Source organism: Brooklawnia propionicigenes, from assembly GCF_030297015.1.
GTDB classification, from domain to species: Bacteria; Actinomycetota; Actinomycetes; order Propionibacteriales; family Propionibacteriaceae; genus Brooklawnia; species Brooklawnia propionicigenes.
Genome location: NZ_AP028056.1, coordinates 2,123,674 through 2,141,465, shown reverse-complemented (window position 1 = coordinate 2,141,465; position 17,792 = coordinate 2,123,674). Strand labels below are relative to the sequence as shown.

Below are 17,792 nucleotides of genomic sequence, written 5' to 3'. Positions count from 1 at the left end.
AATCAGCTGTTGAAGCGGTTCTGCGTCGCGGCCAGACCCTGCGTGATGAGGGATTCGCAGGCGTCAGCGGCGCGCTGCACCTCGACTGCCAGATCTTCGCGCATGGCCTTCGGGAAGGTAGCGAGCACGTGGTCGGCGGCCGCGTGGTGGCCGGTCGGGCGTCCGACACCGAAACGGACGCGATAGAAGTCGCCGGTATGCAGATGGGCCCGCACCGACTTCAGCCCGTTGTGGCCGTTGTCGCCGCCGCCGAACTTGATGCGCAGCTGGCCGAAGTCCAGGTCGATCTCGTCGTGGACGATGACCACGTGATCGGCAGCCAGCTTGTAGAACGCCACCAGCTTGCCGACCGCCTGCCCGGATTCGTTCATGAACGTCTTCGGCTTGACCAGCACCAGGCGCTCACCCGGCGGCACCCCGACCCCGGCCGCCGAGATGACCGTCTCGGCCACCGAGGCCCGCATGCCGCGCGGCGCGGAAAAGCTCGCCCGGGCACGCCGGGCGAGCTCGTCCGCGATCATGAAACCGACGTTGTGCCGGGTGCGCTCATATTCGGGGCCGGGGTTACCCAGCCCCGCGAGCAGCCAGGTGCTCACTCCTCGGTGTCACCCTCGGCAGGCTCTTCCTCTTCAGCAGGAGCCTCTTCACCCTCGGCGGTCTCGAGCATGTCCTCAACCGAGGCGGCCGCGTTGATGCTGACGACCAGGGCCTCGGCATCGTCGTCGAGTTCGACATCGTCGGGCAGCACGACGTCGCCGACGAGGATCTGGGCGCCGACGTCCAGGCCCGCGATGGAGACCGCGATGTGCGCGGGAATGTTGGTGGCCTCGGCCTTGACGGTGATCTCGGTGCGCTCGGTGTTGATCAGGACTTCACCCTCGGGCTCACCGGTGATGATCACCGGGATCTGCACGGTGACGCGCTCGCCACGGAAGACCATCAGCAGGTCGACATGCTCGAGGTTGTTGGTCACCGGGTGACGCTGCACCTGCTTCGGCAGCGCCAGCTGCTCGGTGCCGTCGGGCAGCTGAATGCTCAGCAGCGCGTTGGCCTGGCGCAGAGCCAGCATCGACTCGTGGCCCGGCAAGGTGATGTGCTTCGGCTCGCCACCATTGACATACATGACGGCGGGAATCTTGTGCGCACGGCGAATCCGGCGGGCGGCGCCCTTGCCGAACTCCTCGCGGGCTTCCGCATTCAGCTTGATCATCTCGACCATGTGTAACCCCTCAACTCCAATTGCGAACTCATGGGCTCAGCGGGAGGAGGATGCGGCATCGAATACCGCCAACCAGTCGATCACGGGTTCGCAATCGCTCACCCCTCGCCAAGTAGCTTGCTGATCTTACCTCAGCACCGCCGGTTGGGACGAATCGCCGGCATCCAGGCAGCTCGCCCGCAAACAGCATCGGACGCGCCCGCAAGGAGCACGTCCGATCAGCAGGCCTCGCAGCGGCTAGCAGTACTGCGTGCCCCCGTTGAACAGGCTGGCCACCGAACCGTCCTCGAAGACTTCGTGAATCGCCTGGGCCAGCAGAGGCGCCACCGACAGCACGGTCGCCTTCTCGACATGGACGCCCGGGGGGATCGGCAAGGTGTTGGTGAAGATGATCTCCTCGAAGGGCTGCGAGTTCAGCCGCTCGGCCGCCGGACCCGACAGGATCGCATGCGTGGCGGCGACGATGACCTTGTCAGCGCCGTGTTCGAAGAGTGCTCCGGCCGCCTGGCAGATGGTTCCGGCGGTGTCGACCATGTCGTCCACCAGCAGGCAGGTACGCCCGGCGACATCACCGACGACCTCGTGCACCTTCACCAGGTTGGCGACCGTCGGGTCGTGGCGCTTGTGGATGATCGCCAGCGGCGCACGCAGCCGGTCACTCCAGGTATCGGCCAGCCGGACGCGCCCGGCGTCCGGGCTAACGATGGTCATCTTGGAACTGTCGTATTTGCGCTCGACATAATCGGCCAGCACCGGCAGCGCGGTCAGATGATCGAGAGGGCCGTTGAAGAACCCCTGAATCTGCGCGGTGTGCAGATCCACGCTCATGATGCGGTCGGCGCCGGCCGCCCAGTACAGATCGGCGATCAGCCGCGCCGAGATCGGCTCGCGGCCCAGGTGCTTCTTGTCCTGCCGTGCGTACGGGTAACAGGGAGCGACCACGGTGATTCGTTTCGCGGACGCCCGCTTCAGCGCGTCCACCATGATCAGCTGCTCCATGAGCCACTCATTGACCGGAGCCGGGTGCGATTGGATGACGAAGGCGTCCGAGCCGCGCACCGATTCCTCGTAGCGCACGTAGACCTCGGAGTTGGCGTAGGTGATCAGCCGGCTGGGCGTCAGTTCGACGCCCATGATCTCGGCCACGGATTGGGCGAGCTCAGGATTGGCTCGCCCGGTGAAGAGCATCAGGTGTTTGTCCGTCGGGCGCTTAACACCGCTCACTGATCGTCCTCCTGGTTTTCCTCGCGCAGCCTGGCGCGGGCCTCGGCAACCATGGGGTGAATCTCCCCATCCGAATCGATGGCGGCGTCGGAGGCAGCCGACCCCGCACGTTTGCGATGCACCCAATCGGTCGAGATGTGCTCGTGTCCGCGCGCCACCGCCAGCGCACCGGCGGGCACGTCGTCGACGATCGTCGAGCCGGCGGCGACGAAGGCGCCGTCTCCGATGTCGACCGGCGCGACCAGCACCGTATTCGACCCGATGAAGACGTAATCACCCAGATGAGTAGGCGATTTGTGGGTGCCGTCGTAGTTGGCGAAGATCGTGCCCGCCCCCACATTGACGCCCTCGCCGATGAAGGCATCACCGCAGTAGGTCAGATGCGGCACCTTCGAGCCGTCACCGATCTGCGCGTTCTTGGTCTCGACGAAGGTGCCGATCTTGCCGTGCGCACCGAGCACGGTGCCCGGACGCAGCCGCGCGAACGGGCCGACTTCGGCGTCCGCATTGATCACCGACAGCTCACCGTGGGTGCGGATGACGTGGGCGTTCTCGCCCACCTCGACGTCGCGTAGGGTCGTATCGGGCCCGATGACCGCGCCGGTGGCCACCGAGGTGGCGCCCAGCAGCTGGGTGTTCGGCAAGATGGTGACGTCGGCCTCCAGATCGACGTCGGCCTCGATCCAGGTGGTGGCCGGGTCGACGACGGTCACACCGTCGAGCATCCAGCGCTCCAAGATCCGGCGGTTGACTTCGGCGTTCATGCGCGCCAGCTGGACGCGGTCGTTGACGCCCTCGGTCTGCCAGATGTCGTCGGTCACGTAGGCGCCGACGTTGCGATCGTGCTTGCGGGCGTATTCGAGAACGTCGGTGAGGTAGAGCTCGCCCTGCTCGTTGTCGGTGGTCAGGCTGGCCAGTCCCTCACGCAGCACCTGGCCGTCGAAGACGTAGATGCCCGAGTTGATCTCGCGGATGAGCCGTTCGGCGTCGCTGGCGTCGCGGTGCTCGATGATGCGGGCGACCTGGCCACGCTCACGGACGATGCGTCCGTAGCCGGTCGGGTCGGGCACCACCGCGGTCAGCACCGTGCAGGCATTACCACCTTCGCGGTGTGCCTTGACCAGAGCTGCCAGAGTCTCGCCGGTCAGCATCGGGACGTCACCGTAGGTCACCACCACCTCGCGGCTGACCTCGCCGAGCACCGACATGCCGCAGGCCACCGCGCCTCCGGTGCCGTTGCGGACCGGCTGTTCGACGATGGTCACCTGCGGGTAGTTCTCGTTGAGAAGCGCCTCCACCTGCTCGCGCAGGTGTCCGACGACGACGACGAGTTTGCCGGGGTGCAGTGTCTGAGCGGCGTCGAGCGCGTAGCTGAGCATGGCGCGTCCGGCGACCGGATGCAGCAGTTTGGAGCTCTTGGACTTCATACGGGTGCCACCGCCCGCCGCGAGGACGATGACTGCCGCCACGGGGGCCGGAGCTGGAGTAGTGCTCACCGAATCTCCTTCACACGGTGCGCCTTGTTCGCTCCCCGGGCAGGAGTCGAACCTGCGTCGCTAATCCTGATTCAAAGTCAGGCGGGCCCTGCCGGCAGACCAACCGGGGAACGATCACTGGCGCGTGATCGACACCACTCTACGGCTTGGGACCTCTGTGATGCACAACGGCCTCGGCTGGGGTCATCATCGGCTGTGAAAGACTGGACTCATGAGCCCGGCCGATTCGCAGCGTGCGCGCCGCGGCCGTAGGCGGATGAGCAGCGCGGAGCGCCGCGAGCAACTCATCATGATCGCCCGCGGCCTGTTCGCCGAGCGCGGATTCGACGGCACCAGCGTCGAGGAGATCGCCGCGCACGCCGAGGTCAGCAAGCCGGTCGTCTACGAGCATTTCGGCGGCAAGGAGGGCCTCTACGCGGTGGTGGTCGACCGCGAGGTGCGGGCCCTGGAGACCGCGATACAAGATGCTCTGGCTACGCCGAATGCCAGCTACCGGGAGATCGTCGAGCGGGGCACGCTGGCGCTGCTCGACTACATCGACGCCTGCCCGGACGGTTTCCGGATCATCGCCCGGGATTCGTCGATGGCCTCGGCCAAGACGACGTCGGTGGCCGACACGAGCCCGACCTTCGCGTCCATCCTGTCGGACATCACCGCCCGCGTCGCCGACATCTTGGTGCTGCCGCTGGCCCGCCGCGGGTACAAGACCGAACTGGGCATGGTGTTCGCGCAGGGCTTGGTCGGCATGGTCGCTTCGGCCGGTCAGTCGTGGCTGGATATCCGGCAGCCGCCCAAGGAGGAGCTGGCCGCGCAGCTTGTGAATCTGATCTGGAACGGCTTGTCGGGTCTGCAGCACTCGCCGCGGCTGATCAGCCTGGAACGCGACCGGCGGGCGAAGGCCCTTGCCGAACACGCCAAGCCGACCACCGATGCCACCCCCGAGACCGGGGACGAGGCCGGCTAGCGCCGGTTGACAGTCTGCTGCGGGGTGGCGAGCAGCAGCGCGCGCAGGGTCGTGGCCAGGTGTTCCCGATCGGCCGGGCTGAGCGCCGACACCAGGCCGGCTTCGGCGGTCACCAGATCGGCCAGCGCCGCGTCCACCTTCTCGCGACCCTGCGGCGTGAGCTGGACGAGAACCCCGCGGCCGTCGTGCGGATTGGCCATCCGAGTCACCAGGCCACGAGCACACAGCCGGTCGACGCGGTTGGTCATGGTGCCGGAGGTGACGTGGGTCTGCGCGATCAGCTGGCCGGGCGCCAGCCGGCACGACTCCCCCGCACGGCGCAGCGCGGCGAGCACGTCGAACTCCCAGATCTGCAGATCCTGAGCTTCGAACGCCTCCGCCCGGACGGCGCTCAGCAGCTGCGCGAGCCGGGCGATCCGCGACCATACCTGCATCGGCTCGAGATCAAGATCGGGACGCTCGCGGCGCCAGGCTGCCACCAGTTCGTCGACCTCGTCCATACCACGAGATTCAATCACGCCCGGTCAACGATGCTGGGACCACTCACCGGACCATACGCCCGCCGCACATCGCGCACCTCGGGGGCATGTTTCGGCAGCTCGGCGGCCAGTCGATCGGCGGCGGCCGCATCGGCCGCCAGGAAGGCACAGGTCGGTCCGGAGCCGCTGACCAGGGTGGCGAGTGCCCCGGCGGTCGCGCCGGCCCGCAGGGTCTGGACGAGTTCGGGATAGAGCTCCAGCGCCGGGGCCTGCAGATCGTTGCGCAGGCAAGCAGCCACCCGCTCGGCGACGCCGCAGCTCAGCTGCTCGATCACCTCATCGGGCAGCCCGGCGTCCGGCACGATCGCCCCGCGGTCGGCCATCTCGTCGAAGCGTCGGTAGACCAGCGGGGTCGCCAAGCCGCGCGGGGCGGTCGCGAACACCCATTCCAGGCGTCCGCTCGCCGCCAGCGGCGTGAGTTGCTCGCCGCGCCCCAGACCCAGCGCATTGCCCCCGTAGAGCAGGAAGGACACGTCGCTGCCCAGCTCGGCACCCAGCTCGGCCAGCTCACCGACCGGCAGGTTCAGGCCCCACAGCCGATTGCAGGCCAGCAGCGTCCCGGCCGCATCGGCCGACCCGCCGGCCATCCCGCCAGCCATCGGAATCTGCTTGTCAACAGCAAGATCAACGCCCTTCCCGGCGGTCTGACCGGGGTAGCGCTCGCGCAGCAGCCAGGCAGCACGAACCACCAGATTCGTCCGGTCGCAGGGCAGCTGTTCACTGCCCTCACCGGTCATCTGCGCGCAGATCCGTCCATCGGCGCGCGGTCGGGCCCGCAGCCGGTCGTAGAGCGACACCGCCTGAAAGACCGTGGCCAGGTCGTGGTAGCCGTCGGCGCGGCGCGGCCCCACGCACAGCGCGAGATTGACCTTCGCCGGCACCCGCACCGTCACTTCCGCCGGTGTGGCCCTCACATCCCCCGACGCCGGCACATCCCCAGACGCCGGCCGTGCTGCCTGTGAACTCATCGCCTCACCTCGATCAGCTGCTCGGCGATCCGCGCGAAGTCGCCGATCGCCAACACTTCGCCGCGCGCGGTCGGGTCGAGGCCTGCGGCGGTTATCGCCTCGGACGCGGCAGCCGACGACCCGAAGAGCCCCGACAAGGCCGAACGCAGCATCTTGCGGCGCTGCGCGAACGCCGCGTCGATGACGGCGAAGACTTCTTCGCGGGACGCACCGGTGGTCGGGGGTTCGCGGCGGGTCAGCCGCACCAGACCCGAATCGACGTTGGGTGCCGGCCAGAAGACGGTCGGCGGCACGGTGCCAACCCGTTCGGCCGCGGCGTACCAGGCGACCTTCGCGCTGGGCACCCCGTAGACCTTCGACCCGGGGGCTGCGGCCAGCCGGTCGGCAACCTCCAGCTGCACCATGACCAGCCCGAGCCGCCAGCAGTCGAAGGTGGCCAGCAGGTGCAGCAGCACCGGTACGGCCACGTTGTAGGGCAGATTCGCGACCACCGCAGTAGGTGCCGGGCCCGGCAGCTCGGTGATGGTCAGCGCGTCGGCGGACACCACACACAGGCGTTCGGCGTTGTCGGGCTGGAGTTGGGCGACCGTGCGGGGCAGCAGCGCGGCCAGCGTGTCCTCGATCTCGATGGCCGTCACCTGCGCGCCGGTCTCCAGCAGGCCGAGGGTGAGCGAGCCCAGCCCGGGCCCGACCTCGAGGACGACATCGTCGGCGGTGATACCCGACTTGGCGACGATCCGGCGCACCGTGTTGGGGTCGGTGACGAAGTTCTGGCCACGCTGCTTGGTGGGACGCAGCCCGATCTCGGCAGCGAGCTGGCGGATCGTCCGTGGGTCGAGCAGCTCAGCCATCGAGATTCCCACCTGCAGCCGAGACACCCCAGCTGCCGCCGAACGCCGCGGTGGCATTCGCGTCCAGCCGCTCGCAGGCCTCGGCCAGATCCCAGCCCAGCTGCTCGGCGATGAACCTGACGGTGTGCACCAACAGGTAGGGCGCGTTGGGTTTGCCACGGTGCGGCAGCGGGGTGAGATAGGGCGCGTCGGTCTCGACCAGGATGCGTTCGGCTGGGACGACCACCAGGGCCTCACGCAGCTGACGATTGGCCTTGTAGGTGACGTTTCCGGCGAAGCTGATCCAGGCCCCGTGATCAAGACAGCGGCGCGCGAACTCGGCGTCGCCGCTGAAGCAGTGCATCACCACCCGCTCGGGCCAGCCCTCGGCGTCCAGGATGTCGGCGATGTCGGCGTGCGCGTCCCGGTCGTGGATCACCAGCGTGCGGTCGTAGGCCTTCGCGGTGGCGATGTGGCGGGCGAACATGGTCTGCTGCCGCGCGATGCCAGCGGCCTCGCGGGTGCGGTAGTAGTCGAGGCCGGTCTCACCGACCCCGCGCACATGCGGCCCGGACGCGGCGAGCGAGTCGATGATCCGCCAGGCCTGCTCGGCCTGGGCGTCGGTCATCCGGGCCGAGTCGTTGGGATGAATGGCGACGGTGGCGACCACCTGCGGGTTGTTCGCGGCCAGCTGGGCCGACCATTGCGCGCTGCGCAGATCGCAACCGATCTGGACGATGCGGTGCACCCCGACAGCGGCGGCTGCGGCGATGTTGTCGGACACCCGCAACCCCGAAAATTCCTGAGTGGAGTCGAGATGGGTATGGGAGTCGGTCGTCGGACGCGGCAGCGCGTCGGGCAGTGCGGGCAGACCGAGTCGCTCGATCACCGTGTCACTCATCGTTCCTCCCCTTGCCAAAACGGGTCACTCATCGTTCCCCTCGTGCCCGGTCGTCCCCGGCGGGCTCGGCCGAACGCGCCGCCAGCGCCTTGGCGTAGAGCTCGCGGCGGCGAAGCCCGGTCACCTGGGCGACCTCGGCCACCGCTGCGGACAGTTTCGTCCCGCCGGCGAGCAGCAGATCGACCTGCTGGAGGGCATCGTCCCAGTCGGCCGACACCTCGGGCGCGCCCTGGATGACGATGGTGATCTCGCCGCGGGCCGACTCCGCTGCCCACTGCGCCAGCTCCGACAGGCTGCCCCGGACGACCTGTTCATACGGTTTGGTCAGTTCGCGGCAGACCGCCCCCGGACGATCCGCGCCGAACGCGGCGGCGGCGTCGGTGAGGAACTCGGCCAGCCGGTGAGGCGCCTCGAAGAAGACCATGGTGCGGGGTTCGGCGGCCAGCCCCTGCAGACGGCGGCGGCGCTCCCCCGGCTTGCGGGGCAGGAAACCCTCGAAGCAGAACCGGTCGACCGGCAGCCCGCTGATCGCCAGGGCGGTCAGCACCGCCGAAGGCCCGGGCACCGCGGTCACGGTGATGCCGTGGTCGATCGCCGCAGCGACCAGCCGGTAGCCCGGGTCGCTGACCGAGGGCATGCCGGCATCGGTGGCCACCAGCACCACCTTGCCGGCCTCCAGGTCCGCGATCAGGCCAGGGATCCGCGATGCCTCGTTGCCTTCGAAATAGCTGACCACCGGCGCGTCGGTGGTCACGCCGAGACGCAACAGCAGCGTCCGCAGCAGCCGGGTGTCCTCGGCTGCGATCACATCGGCGGTACCCAGCGCGCGGATCAACGCCGGGGACGCATCCTGGGCGTCCCCGATGGGAGTACCAGCGAGCACGAGGCGTCCCTCCCCGGGCTGAAACTCGGCTCTACTCATGCCTGTCAGGGTAGCGGACCGACATCGCCGCCTTGGCCCGGCGGTCGGCGCAACTAGGATGGCCGGGTGAGTCTCCCCCTGCTCGACCGAGTGTTCCAGGCAGTGCAGCAACTGCCACGGGCGGCCTCCGAGCAGTTGCGCGGCACCCATGCCGATCCGCTGATGCCGACCATCGATCGCCTGGACGACGCCATCGTCCTGCATCGTGATCGCGCGATCAGCTGGCTGGTGACCATCGTGATCGGGGCACTCGCGTTCACGCTGCGCATCATCAATCTGTCGCGTCCGAGCAATCTCGTCTTCGACGAGACCTACTACGCCAAGGACGCCTGGACGTTGCTGCATCTGGGCTACGAGGGCAGCTGGCCGAAGGACGCCAACGACCAGATCGTTGCCGGCGTCACCGATATCTTCACCGACGCGCCGTCGTTCATCGTCCACCCGCAGCTCGGCAAGTGGCTGATCGCATCCGGTGAATACGTTTTCGGCATGAACAGCTTCGGCTGGCGCATCGCCTCGGTGGTCTTCGGAACGCTGCTGGTGATGGCGACCATCCGGATGGCCCGGCGGTTGTCCCGCTCGACCCTGGTGGGGGCCATGGCCGGGCTGTTCATCACCGTCGACGGCCTGTCGTTCGTGATGAGCCGGATCGCGCTGCTCGACATCTTCGAGGCGGCCTTCACCGTGATGGCGGTGGCCTGCATGGTCGCCGACCGTGACTGGTTCCGGCACAAACTCGCCGGCTATCTGCGGGCGAACGGCCTGACGGATCTGCAGGGCGGTTACGGACCGCTGCTGTTGTGGCGGCCCTGGCGCTGGACGGCAGGGCTGATGTTCGGCCTGGCGATCGGCACCAAATGGAACGCAATGTACGTGCTGGCGGCGATGGGCATCATGGCGGTCGTCTACGACGTCAGCTCGCGGCGCACCGCCGGGGCGTCCACGAAGGCCTTCAAGTCCCTGTTCCTGGACGCGCCGATGGCCTTCATCTCGATGGTGGTCACCGCGGGCCTGGTCTATGTGGCGACGTGGTGGTCGTGGCTGACCACCGACGGCGGCTGGGGCCGCGACTACGGCAGCAAACATCCCGACGACTTCTGGGTCCGCCATTTCGGGGACGCGCTGGGCTCGCTGGCCTACTATCACCGGGAGATCTACGCCTTTCATACCGGCGAGTGGATCGCCGAACAGACCCACGTCTACGAGGCGAACCCGATGACCTGGCTGTTCATGGGGCGAGTCATCGGCATCGACGCGGTCAACGATATTCAGCCCGGCGTCGACGGCTGCACGGCGAGCAGCGGCGACACCTGTCTGCGGGTGATCTCCGGCGCGGGGACTCCGCTGTTGTGGTGGTGCGTGCTGGTCGCGATCGTCATTGGGCTCGGCTTGTGGTGGCTCGGACGCGACTGGAGATTCGCGGTGCCGCTGGTCGCCGGGCTGACCCCGTGGCTGATGTGGTTCCCGAACGCCGATCGTCCGCTGTTCTTCTTCTACGCGATCATGATCATCCCGTTCACCGCGACCGTGCTGGCAATGGTGCTCGGCAAGATCCTCGGCCCGGCCGAGGCGGGCGCCAGGCGACGACGCGGCGCTCAGATCGTCGGGACCGTCGTCTTGGCGATCGTCGCGAACTTCTGGTTCATCTATCCGATCCTCACCGACCAGTTGATGACCCGGACGATGTGGAGCGCGCGCATGTGGTTCCCCAGCTGGATCTGACGCTGCCGGCTTGCCGCTGGCCGCATCCGCCGATTACAGGGCGGGAACCGCCACATAGGGCACGGTCAACGGCCCCTCCGGCAGCACGCAGATCCGCGCGCCCGGCCCGATCCGGTTCACCAGCTCGCGGACGGTCGCGGCGATGTCGTCGGTCTGGGTCAGGTGCGCCGTCGCGAGTTGGGCGTCCGACAGATACGAGGTGTGCATGATGACGTTGGCGCCCGACTGGATCTTGGCCTGGATCTGTACCTGCCACTGGTCGGGAACGGTCTGCTCGCGCGCCGAGATGTCGGCAAACAATGCCTGCGGTGAGGACGCCGAGGCCAGCACCTCCCGATACGACCCGTGATCGGGGAAGCCGTCGCGGCATTCGGCGGCGCAGATGATCGTGCCGCCGGGCTTGACAACGGTGAAGGCCGCCGACATTCCCTGACCGCTTGGTAAAGGTTCTGGTCGAGCGGGAAACCCGAGTTCGTCGTGATCACGATGTCGAACAGGCCGTCGACCGGTGCCATCGCGATCTCGCGGGCGGCGGCTCGGGCTGCCTCGTGCATCTCGAACAGGTCCCCGGCGAAGCCCTTGACGATCTTCTTGTCGCGGTTGAGGATGACGTCGAAGGCGAAGGTGACCCCGGTTCCGGCGGCGATCGCGCGGATGTCGCTGTGCACGGGGTTGTCGTCGATCTCACCCCAGGTGGCCCGCTGGTCGCCGATCCGCGCGGCATTGTGCAGCGTCAAGACGGTGTCCAGACCGGCCAGGCCGGGCGCGACGAGCTTGGGGCCGCCGCTGAAACCTGCGAAGAAATGCGGCTCCACGAAACCGGTCGTCACCTTGATCTCGGCCTCGGCCCACAAGGTGTTCAGCCAGACCGGCACGCCGTTGCCGAACTCGCCCATCCAGGTCAGCGAGGCCTTGTCACGGGCGTCGTGGTTGACGATGTGCAGTCTTGCGGCCAGTTCGTCACCGAGCATCTGCCGGATCTCGTCATCGGTATTGCCGCGGTGGGTTCCGGTGGCCACCAGCACGACGATGTCGTCCGGGTCGATGATGCCGGCCACCTCGTCGAGGATGGCCGGGATCATCAGGTCACGGGGCTGTGGACGCGTCAGATCGCACATCGAGATCGCCATGGTCTGCCCCGGTTTCACGCGATCACGCAGCCGGCGACCGGCGATCGGGTTGCTGAGCACCTCGCGCAGATAGGCGGCCTCGTCCGGCACGGCAGGATGATACGTCGGTTCGACCACGGTGACGTGTGCGTCGGCCGGGAGACTCACCGGCAACCATCCTTGGCCGTAGGCGAGTTCCACATTCACGGTGTTGTCCACAGATCCATCCAGGCACGCATCCGTGGGCGCCGCGGCGGTTCGCGGGTCACCCGGCCACAGGCACGAGTCCGGCCGCCGGCACTGGGCGTCCAGCGGCTGTCTCGTTCCCTGCCTGTAACCCGCGCCATCTAGACTCCCCTGCTGGAAAGGACGCCAATGGCCATCTGGAAGCTACACAACAACGGGGTTCTCGGACCCCACGACGTCGTCCGGCCGGACGAGCGACTGAGCTGGGGTAAGACGATCGGGCTGGGCGCTCAGCACGTCGTCGCCATGTTCGGCGCCACCTTCGTCTTCCCGCTGCTGATGGGCCTCAACCCGCAACTGGCGGTCATGATGAGCGGCATCGCCACCATCGTCTTCCTGATCGTTGTCAAGCATCGCGTGCCCAGCTATCTGGGCAGCTCGGCGTCCTTCGTGGGCGTGGCGACCGCGATCTACGCCCAAGGGGGCAAACCCGACTCGGTCACCGGCGCGATGTTCTGGTGTGGTCTCGGCCTGTTCATCGTCGGGCTGATCATCCACTTCATGGGGTCGGGCATCATCCACAAGGCGCTGCCGCCGGCGGTCACGGGCGCCGTGGTCATGCTGATCGGTTTCAACCTGGCTCCGGTGGTCGCCCGGACCTACTGGCCGCAGGACCAGTGGATCGCCGCGATCGTCATGGTCATCGTGATCTGCCTGTCGGTGGGATTGCGCGGCTTCGCCGGACGCATCGCCATCTTCTTGTCGCTGATCATCGGCTATGTGCTCAGCTGGCTGGCCGACCTGACCCTCGGGCCGAAGTCGACCATCGCGTCCGACGGCACCGTCACCGAGGCCTTCCGCGTCGATTGGACGAAGGTGGCCAACGCCGACTGGTTCGGACTGCCTCCGGTGACCGACCTCGCCAACTGGCAGTTGGGTAACCCCAACAATGTCGTCGGCTTTCACCTGCCCAACTTCAACTTCGCGTTCGCGCTGATCGCCCTGCCTGTGGTGATCGCGCTGATCGCCGAGAACACCGGCCACGTCAAGGCGGTCGCCGAGATGACCGGCACCAACCTCGATGCCTACATGGGACGTGCGCTCGGGGCCGACGGCCTGACCTCGATGATGGCGACCTTCGTCGGTGCGGGTCCGACCACCACCTACGCCGAGAACATCGGCGTGATGGCGGCCACCCGCGTCTACTCGACGGCGGCCTACGCGGTGGCATCGGTGGTGGCGATCCTGTTCGGATTCTCACCCAAGTTCGGCGCGGTCATCTCGGCCACCCCGGGCGGGGTGCTCGGCGGCATCACCGTGGTGCTGTACGGCATGATCGGCCTGCTCGGCGCCAAGATCTGGAAAGAGAACAACGTCGATTTCGGCAATCCCCTCAACCTGGTGCCGCTGGCGGCGGGCATCATCATCGGCATCGGTGACGTCACCTTGCAGTTCACTGACGACTTCTCGCTGGGCGGCATCGCGCTGGGCACCATCGTCACCATCGCGATGTATCACATCGCCAAGGCGCTCGCGCCGAAGGAGATGGTCGATGCTGCCGAAGGTGCCACTTTGATCGTGGACGCCCCCGGCGCGTACGAGTCGGGACAGATCCCCGCGGTCGGCGGCAAGGGCGCGAAAAAGTAGCCCCTGGCCTCAACGCAAGATCGAGACCTGAGCGGTCCTTCAGCGGTCCTGCCCCCTCCCACGGGGCGGGGCCGCGTGCTTTCTGGTTACAATCACGCAGGTGAGCAAACGTCAGCGCGCAGTCAGCCTGCCAATCGTGGGGTTGATCGTCCTTGCCGTGATCACCGCCATCGTGTCGATCGTCGCATTGCTCCAATACCGCCCCGGAACACAAACCGCCATCCCACCGGCATCGTCAGCCACGCAGACCCCGCAGCAAACCGACGAAACCCCGACGCCCTCTGAACCCGCGACACCGGAGCCCACCCCGGCGACTGCGCTCGATCACTTCGCAACCGCTTTCGCACAAGGTCATTCGGTGCTCGTCTTCGGTGATGGCACCGGCAACGAGGACGACGAATGGGTCTCGATCTGGGCGCGCGACCACATTGCCCACGCTCGCGCTACCGAGTACGTGCTGTGGGACCGTGACGCGGCCGTGTGGGGCGCACCGCTGGCGCTGAGTTCCGTCGGCCAACCGATGACCGTGTGGAATGCGAGCATCCGCAGCCCGCAACTCGACTACGAGACGACCCGGGTGGCGCAGGCCTGGCAGAACGTGGACGCCGTGTTGCTCAGCTACGGGCATGTGCAGACCGCCGATGTCATCGCCGCCGACATGCAGGCGATCCTGGATGCGGTGCGTCTGCAGTCACCGACCGTTCCGGTCGCCGTGATCTTGCAGAACCCCGATCCCACGGCCAGCGCCGACCAGCAGCAGGCCACTGTCGCCGCGATCGCCGCCTGGGCACAGGCTCAGAGCCTGGCGACCATCGACGTGTACGCGGGATTCCCGCAGAACCAGGCCGAGCGGGATGCTCTGGTCGAACTGGATGGCAGCCCCAATGAGCAGGGCTCCCAGTTGTTCGCCAGGATCGTGGCGGACGCCCTTCCATTGGCCTGAGGCTGGCGTTTCCGCCCGCCTGAGGCTGACTTTCGGCCGCCTGAGCGCGTTGTTTTCTGGTATCGGGGTGCACCTCGCGCTCGTCATCGGCGCTGAGCGTGCCTAATCTTCTTCAGTTCGGGCCTCCTGGCTGCCCGCCCACGCTCAGCACCCATCCGGGGGCGCCATTTGGAGAGCAGGTGAAGAAGATGAGGCACGCTGCCCAGCCCCAACTCCCGGGGCCCAGCAGGCTGGAGCCCCGTCGTCGGGGTATCCGGCATCACCGGGTCGGCTGATCGCTTCCAGATGCTGCGATCACTTCGGGCGCACTCCATTCGAGGAGCCTGACGACTGGCACAGGCGCCAAGGCACCCGGAAGCACATCTAGACTGATGCCATGAGTGTTTCGGGGGCTGCGCTGACTACCCCATTCGGCGCATCCGGAACCGCCATTCACGGTCTCGGCGGCTGCGTGCGCGTATTGTCCGACGGCCCCGACAGCAAGCAGCGGATGGCGACGCTGCGGCAACTATGGGCGCGCTGCCTGCAGCCTGAATCGTGCAACCAGGAGGCTCCCGTCATCAGTCTCGGGGCGATTCCCGATGATGGGCCGACCTTCTGGGAGCGCACCACCCAGCAGATCACCGCCGAGCTGATCGGCCAGCAGGCCGGCAAGCTGCTGATGCTTCACGCCGGCGGCCTGTGCAATCCCGAGACCGGCGCAAGCGTCGTCTACGTGGCGCCGAGTCGTACCGGCAAGACCACACTCACCTTGTCGCTGAGCGGCCGGTTCGGCTACTTATCCGATGAGACGATCGCCTTGGACGAGCAGCTCCACATCCTCGGCTAGCCGAAAGCCCGGCGTCATCACCAAATCTGAGCTAATCAGACCGGGGCCTCATCGCCCCTACGCACCAACTCAGTGAACAGCGTCCACGATCACGTCCACCGCATCGCGGATCATCACGAACGAGGACGCAAATACCTCGGGCCCACGCCGGAAGGGGTCCGGCACGTCGTCGTCGACGACACCGTCGGCTCCCAGCATCCGTCGCGGAGCCGCTTGTTGCACCATTTCCCGGAGACGATCCGAAACGGAGTCCGTGGTCAGGGCAGGAAACGCCGGCGAGCCGACGATCCGCGCCAACTCCAAGAGGGTGAACGACCGCCGCACTGCAACCGGCGCCAGCCGCACCGCCTGACTACGATGAGCCGTCGTCAGCGCCAAGATCAGGTCTGCTGACTTCACCATCGCGGGCGTGAGTTGCCGCGCGGCGAACCCATCCACCGATGCTCCGGCGGCCTGCACCAGGGGCACCATGGCGGCGTCCATCGGATACCCGGACAGAGCCCCCGTCCCGGCGCTGGTTACCTGCGCCGCGTCGCCAAGACCGGCAGCGAGCAGTCGCTCAGCGGCGGGCGACCGGCAGATGTTCCCGGTGCACACCGTCAGGATGCGGATGGAGTCGGCGCTCACTGCACTGGCTGAATGGCTCGGGTCGGGCGCCGCCCTGTGCGGGCCCGGGCGGAGGAGATCGGCGCAGGCTCATTCTTGTCCCGGCTTGCGCGCGACGAGCTGTGCCCGTCCTGTCCGTAGACGTACTCGTAGTGATAGGCGCCGGCGTCGCCGCCCCGCACCCGCGTGAGCAGTAGACCAAGCACCCGGGCGTCAACCATCTCGAGCTTTTCGAGTGCCTTCTCGAGTTCCGGACGCCGAGCAACGCCGCTTCCGACTACAACCAATGTGCCGTCGGCGACTCGCGACAAGACTGCTGCATCCGTCACCGGCAGCAACGGCGGCGAGTCGATGATGACCGTGTCATACCGGCGCGACGCCTCGGTGATCAACTGCTGCATATGTGGCAAGCCGAGCAAGTCGGCGGGGTTCGGAGGAATGGGTCCGGAAGCCAGCACGTCCATCAGCGAATCATTGGTGGGCTGGATGACCTGCTCAAGCCGGGCCTCACCGATCAGCACGGTCGTTAGCCCGACGCTGCCTTCGAGTCTCATCAGCTTCGCCACCGTCGGACGCCGCAGATCGGCGTCAATCACCAGCACTCGCTCCCCCGAGGCGGCAATCGTGGACGCGATGTTGATCGCGGTGGTTGTCTTGCCCTCGCTGGGAACCGACGACGTGATGACGATCGCACGCTTGCCTCGGTCCAGCCCCAGGAACTGAAGGTTCGTGCGTAAGGAGCGATAGGCCTCGGCCCGTGCCGAGCGAGGGTCGGCGTCCAGGATCAGCGGATTCACCGCGGCGTCATCGTCGTTGGGCACCATGCCGATCACCGGGATCTCCGTGACGCGAGCCACGTCGCGCTCCGAACGGATGTCCAGGTTCAGCATGTCGCGCAGGATCGCCTGGCCGGCTCCGAGTAATAGCCCCAGCAACACCCCGAGCGCCAGATTCTGCATCGTCTTCGGAGTGGTGGGCGAGGTGGGCACCTGCGCCGGACGAATGATCGTCGCGACAACAGGCTTGGTCCCATCGGGCGAAGGCGGGGACAACTCGTCTACGGCCTCCACCAACTGCTCACTGATCGCCGCCGTCACTCGGGCAGCCTCATCCGGGCTGCCCTGGACGACCGCGATGTCGAGCGTGGCCGTTCCGGTTGGGACGCTCACCGTCACCTGCTTGGCCAACTCGCTGGGCGTCGTAGCCAGCCCGAGGTTGTCGATCACGGGCTGCAGGACGATATCGGAGCGCGCCACCTTCGCGAACGACTGCACCTGGCTTTCCGCGTAGCTCGACCCGGCATTGAGATCGCCACCACTGGATGCCGTACGCACCGACAAGAACAGCGACGCATTGGACGTGTAGGTGGGTTTCGCAAGCATTGAGAATAACGCGGCGAACAAAACGGCGGCCAGCGTGACCGCTGTGGCGCTGCGCCAATACTTGCGCAAGATGCTCAAGTAGTCGGTTAACTCCATGCTGTGCTCTTCTCCCAGGGTGCCGTACTCGTTCTAAGCCTAAGCGAAAGCGCAGCCAAGCCGGTGATCGCGCCAGTTCCAGGGCCCTGAGCGGTGTTGAAGGACCCGTGTGCCGCCGCCCGGCAGGTCGCCGCGGGAGTGCTGGCTTGGGGAATGTACTCGGCGCCTGCCCAGAACGCGCCTCGCTTCGCCTACGACCGCCTCAGGAG

The 17,792-nt window shown here is 67.1% G+C and carries 16 protein-coding genes, 1 tRNA gene and 2 pseudogenes; 5 read left to right on the top strand and 14 right to left on the bottom strand.

All coding sequences use genetic code 11. The annotated features are described in order from the left end of the window. Positions 1-2 precede the first annotated feature (2 nt). The 5 genes from pth to QUE25_RS09725 all read right to left on the bottom strand — a co-directional run bounded on the left by pth (position 3) and on the right by QUE25_RS09725 (position 4,049). A complete protein-coding gene (gene pth / locus QUE25_RS09745; RefSeq protein ID WP_286264476.1) occupies positions 3-596 on the bottom strand; it encodes an aminoacyl-tRNA hydrolase in 594 nt (197 codons plus the stop codon). Beyond that, positions 593-1,219, bottom strand: a complete 627-nt coding sequence (locus tag QUE25_RS09740) for a 50S ribosomal protein L25/general stress protein Ctc (RefSeq protein WP_286264474.1) — start codon at positions 1,217-1,219, stop codon at positions 593-595. Before QUE25_RS09740 ends, pth begins: the two co-directional genes overlap by 4 nt. Before the next feature lie 237 nt (positions 1,220-1,456). Next, positions 1,457-2,443 carry a ribose-phosphate diphosphokinase gene (locus QUE25_RS09735; RefSeq protein ID WP_286264472.1) on the bottom strand — a complete coding sequence of 329 codons (987 nt, stop codon included), beginning with the start codon at positions 2,441-2,443 and terminating at the stop codon, positions 1,457-1,459. Beyond that, a complete protein-coding gene (glmU, locus tag QUE25_RS09730; RefSeq protein ID WP_286264470.1) occupies positions 2,440-3,939 on the bottom strand; it encodes a bifunctional UDP-N-acetylglucosamine diphosphorylase/glucosamine-1-phosphate N-acetyltransferase GlmU in 1,500 nt (499 codons plus the stop codon). Before glmU ends, QUE25_RS09735 begins: the two co-directional genes overlap by 4 nt. A gap of 31 nt (positions 3,940-3,970) precedes the next feature. After that, positions 3,971-4,049: transfer RNA gene (locus QUE25_RS09725), tRNA-Gln, on the bottom strand. Positions 4,050-4,150: 101 nt separating this feature from the next. Here QUE25_RS09725 and QUE25_RS09720 point away from each other — a divergent pair. Next, a complete protein-coding gene (locus QUE25_RS09720; protein ID WP_286264468.1) occupies positions 4,151-4,903 on the top strand; it encodes a TetR/AcrR family transcriptional regulator in 753 nt (250 codons plus the stop codon). On the opposite strand, the gene QUE25_RS09715 is transcribed toward QUE25_RS09720, so the two are convergent. From QUE25_RS09715 to rsmI, 5 genes are read right to left on the bottom strand one after another with little or no spacing between them, the layout of a single operon-like run. Next, positions 4,900-5,403, bottom strand: coding sequence for a MarR family winged helix-turn-helix transcriptional regulator (locus tag QUE25_RS09715; protein ID WP_286264466.1), 504 nt, complete (start codon positions 5,401-5,403; stop codon positions 4,900-4,902). The two genes, QUE25_RS09720 and QUE25_RS09715, sit on opposite strands and share 4 nt — an antisense overlap. 14 nt (positions 5,404-5,417) lie before the next feature. Next, positions 5,418-6,410 carry a 4-(cytidine 5'-diphospho)-2-C-methyl-D-erythritol kinase gene (locus tag QUE25_RS09710; protein WP_286264463.1) on the bottom strand — a complete coding sequence of 331 codons (993 nt, stop codon included), beginning with the start codon at positions 6,408-6,410 and terminating at the stop codon, positions 5,418-5,420. After that, positions 6,407-7,267, bottom strand: coding sequence for a 16S rRNA (adenine(1518)-N(6)/adenine(1519)-N(6))-dimethyltransferase RsmA (gene rsmA / locus QUE25_RS09705; protein WP_286268536.1), 861 nt, complete (start codon positions 7,265-7,267; stop codon positions 6,407-6,409). Before rsmA ends, QUE25_RS09710 begins: the two co-directional genes overlap by 4 nt. Next, on the bottom strand, positions 7,254-8,141 hold the full coding sequence (locus QUE25_RS09700; protein WP_286264460.1) for a TatD family hydrolase: 888 nt from the start codon (positions 8,139-8,141) through the stop codon (positions 7,254-7,256). Before QUE25_RS09700 ends, rsmA begins: the two co-directional genes overlap by 14 nt. 28 nt (positions 8,142-8,169) lie before the next feature. Beyond that, the gene (rsmI, locus tag QUE25_RS09695) at positions 8,170-9,063 is read right to left on the bottom strand and encodes a 16S rRNA (cytidine(1402)-2'-O)-methyltransferase (RefSeq protein ID WP_286264457.1); all 894 of its coding nucleotides are present in this window, start codon (positions 9,061-9,063) and stop codon (positions 8,170-8,172) included. 162 nt (positions 9,064-9,225) lie between these two features. Between rsmI and QUE25_RS09690 the strand changes: the two genes are divergently transcribed. Then, positions 9,226-10,785, top strand: coding sequence for a dolichyl-phosphate-mannose--protein mannosyltransferase (locus QUE25_RS09690; protein ID WP_286268535.1), 1,560 nt, complete (start codon positions 9,226-9,228; stop codon positions 10,783-10,785). Positions 10,786-10,818: 33 nt separating this feature from the next. Here the strand turns inward: QUE25_RS09690 and QUE25_RS14760 are convergent. Together QUE25_RS14760 and QUE25_RS09680 are read right to left on the bottom strand one after the other, a co-directional pair. Beyond that, positions 10,819-11,216, bottom strand: a pseudogene (locus QUE25_RS14760) (hypothetical protein); the annotation flags it as partial. Between the two features lie 267 nt (positions 11,217-11,483). Next, positions 11,484-12,095 (bottom strand): annotated as a pseudogene (locus QUE25_RS09680) (lactate racemase domain-containing protein); the annotation flags it as partial. Positions 12,096-12,269: 174 nt separating this feature from the next. On the opposite strand from QUE25_RS09680, the gene QUE25_RS09675 reads away from it, so the two are divergent. The 3 genes from QUE25_RS09675 (at position 12,270) to QUE25_RS09665 (ending at position 15,499) form a co-directional block, all read left to right on the top strand. Further along, on the top strand, positions 12,270-13,727 hold the full coding sequence (locus QUE25_RS09675; protein WP_286264452.1) for a uracil-xanthine permease family protein: 1,458 nt from the start codon (positions 12,270-12,272) through the stop codon (positions 13,725-13,727). Between the two features lie 100 nt (positions 13,728-13,827). Further along, positions 13,828-14,670: an SGNH/GDSL hydrolase family protein gene (locus tag QUE25_RS09670; RefSeq protein ID WP_286264449.1), complete on the top strand. Its 843-nt coding sequence runs from the start codon at positions 13,828-13,830 to the stop codon at positions 14,668-14,670. 376 nt (positions 14,671-15,046) lie between these two features. Next, positions 15,047-15,499 carry a hypothetical protein gene (locus QUE25_RS09665; protein WP_286264448.1) on the top strand — a complete coding sequence of 151 codons (453 nt, stop codon included), beginning with the start codon at positions 15,047-15,049 and terminating at the stop codon, positions 15,497-15,499. A 69-nt stretch (positions 15,500-15,568) separates the two neighbouring features. On the opposite strand, the gene QUE25_RS09660 is transcribed toward QUE25_RS09665, so the two are convergent. Both QUE25_RS09660 and QUE25_RS09655 read right to left on the bottom strand, forming a co-directional pair. Continuing rightward, positions 15,569-16,126: an arsenate reductase/protein-tyrosine-phosphatase family protein gene (locus QUE25_RS09660; RefSeq protein ID WP_286264446.1), complete on the bottom strand. Its 558-nt coding sequence runs from the start codon at positions 16,124-16,126 to the stop codon at positions 15,569-15,571. Then, positions 16,123-17,583 carry a tyrosine-protein kinase domain-containing protein gene (locus QUE25_RS09655; protein ID WP_286264444.1) on the bottom strand — a complete coding sequence of 487 codons (1,461 nt, stop codon included), beginning with the start codon at positions 17,581-17,583 and terminating at the stop codon, positions 16,123-16,125. The genes QUE25_RS09660 and QUE25_RS09655 overlap by 4 nt, the downstream gene beginning before the upstream one ends. Positions 17,584-17,792 lie beyond the last annotated feature (209 nt).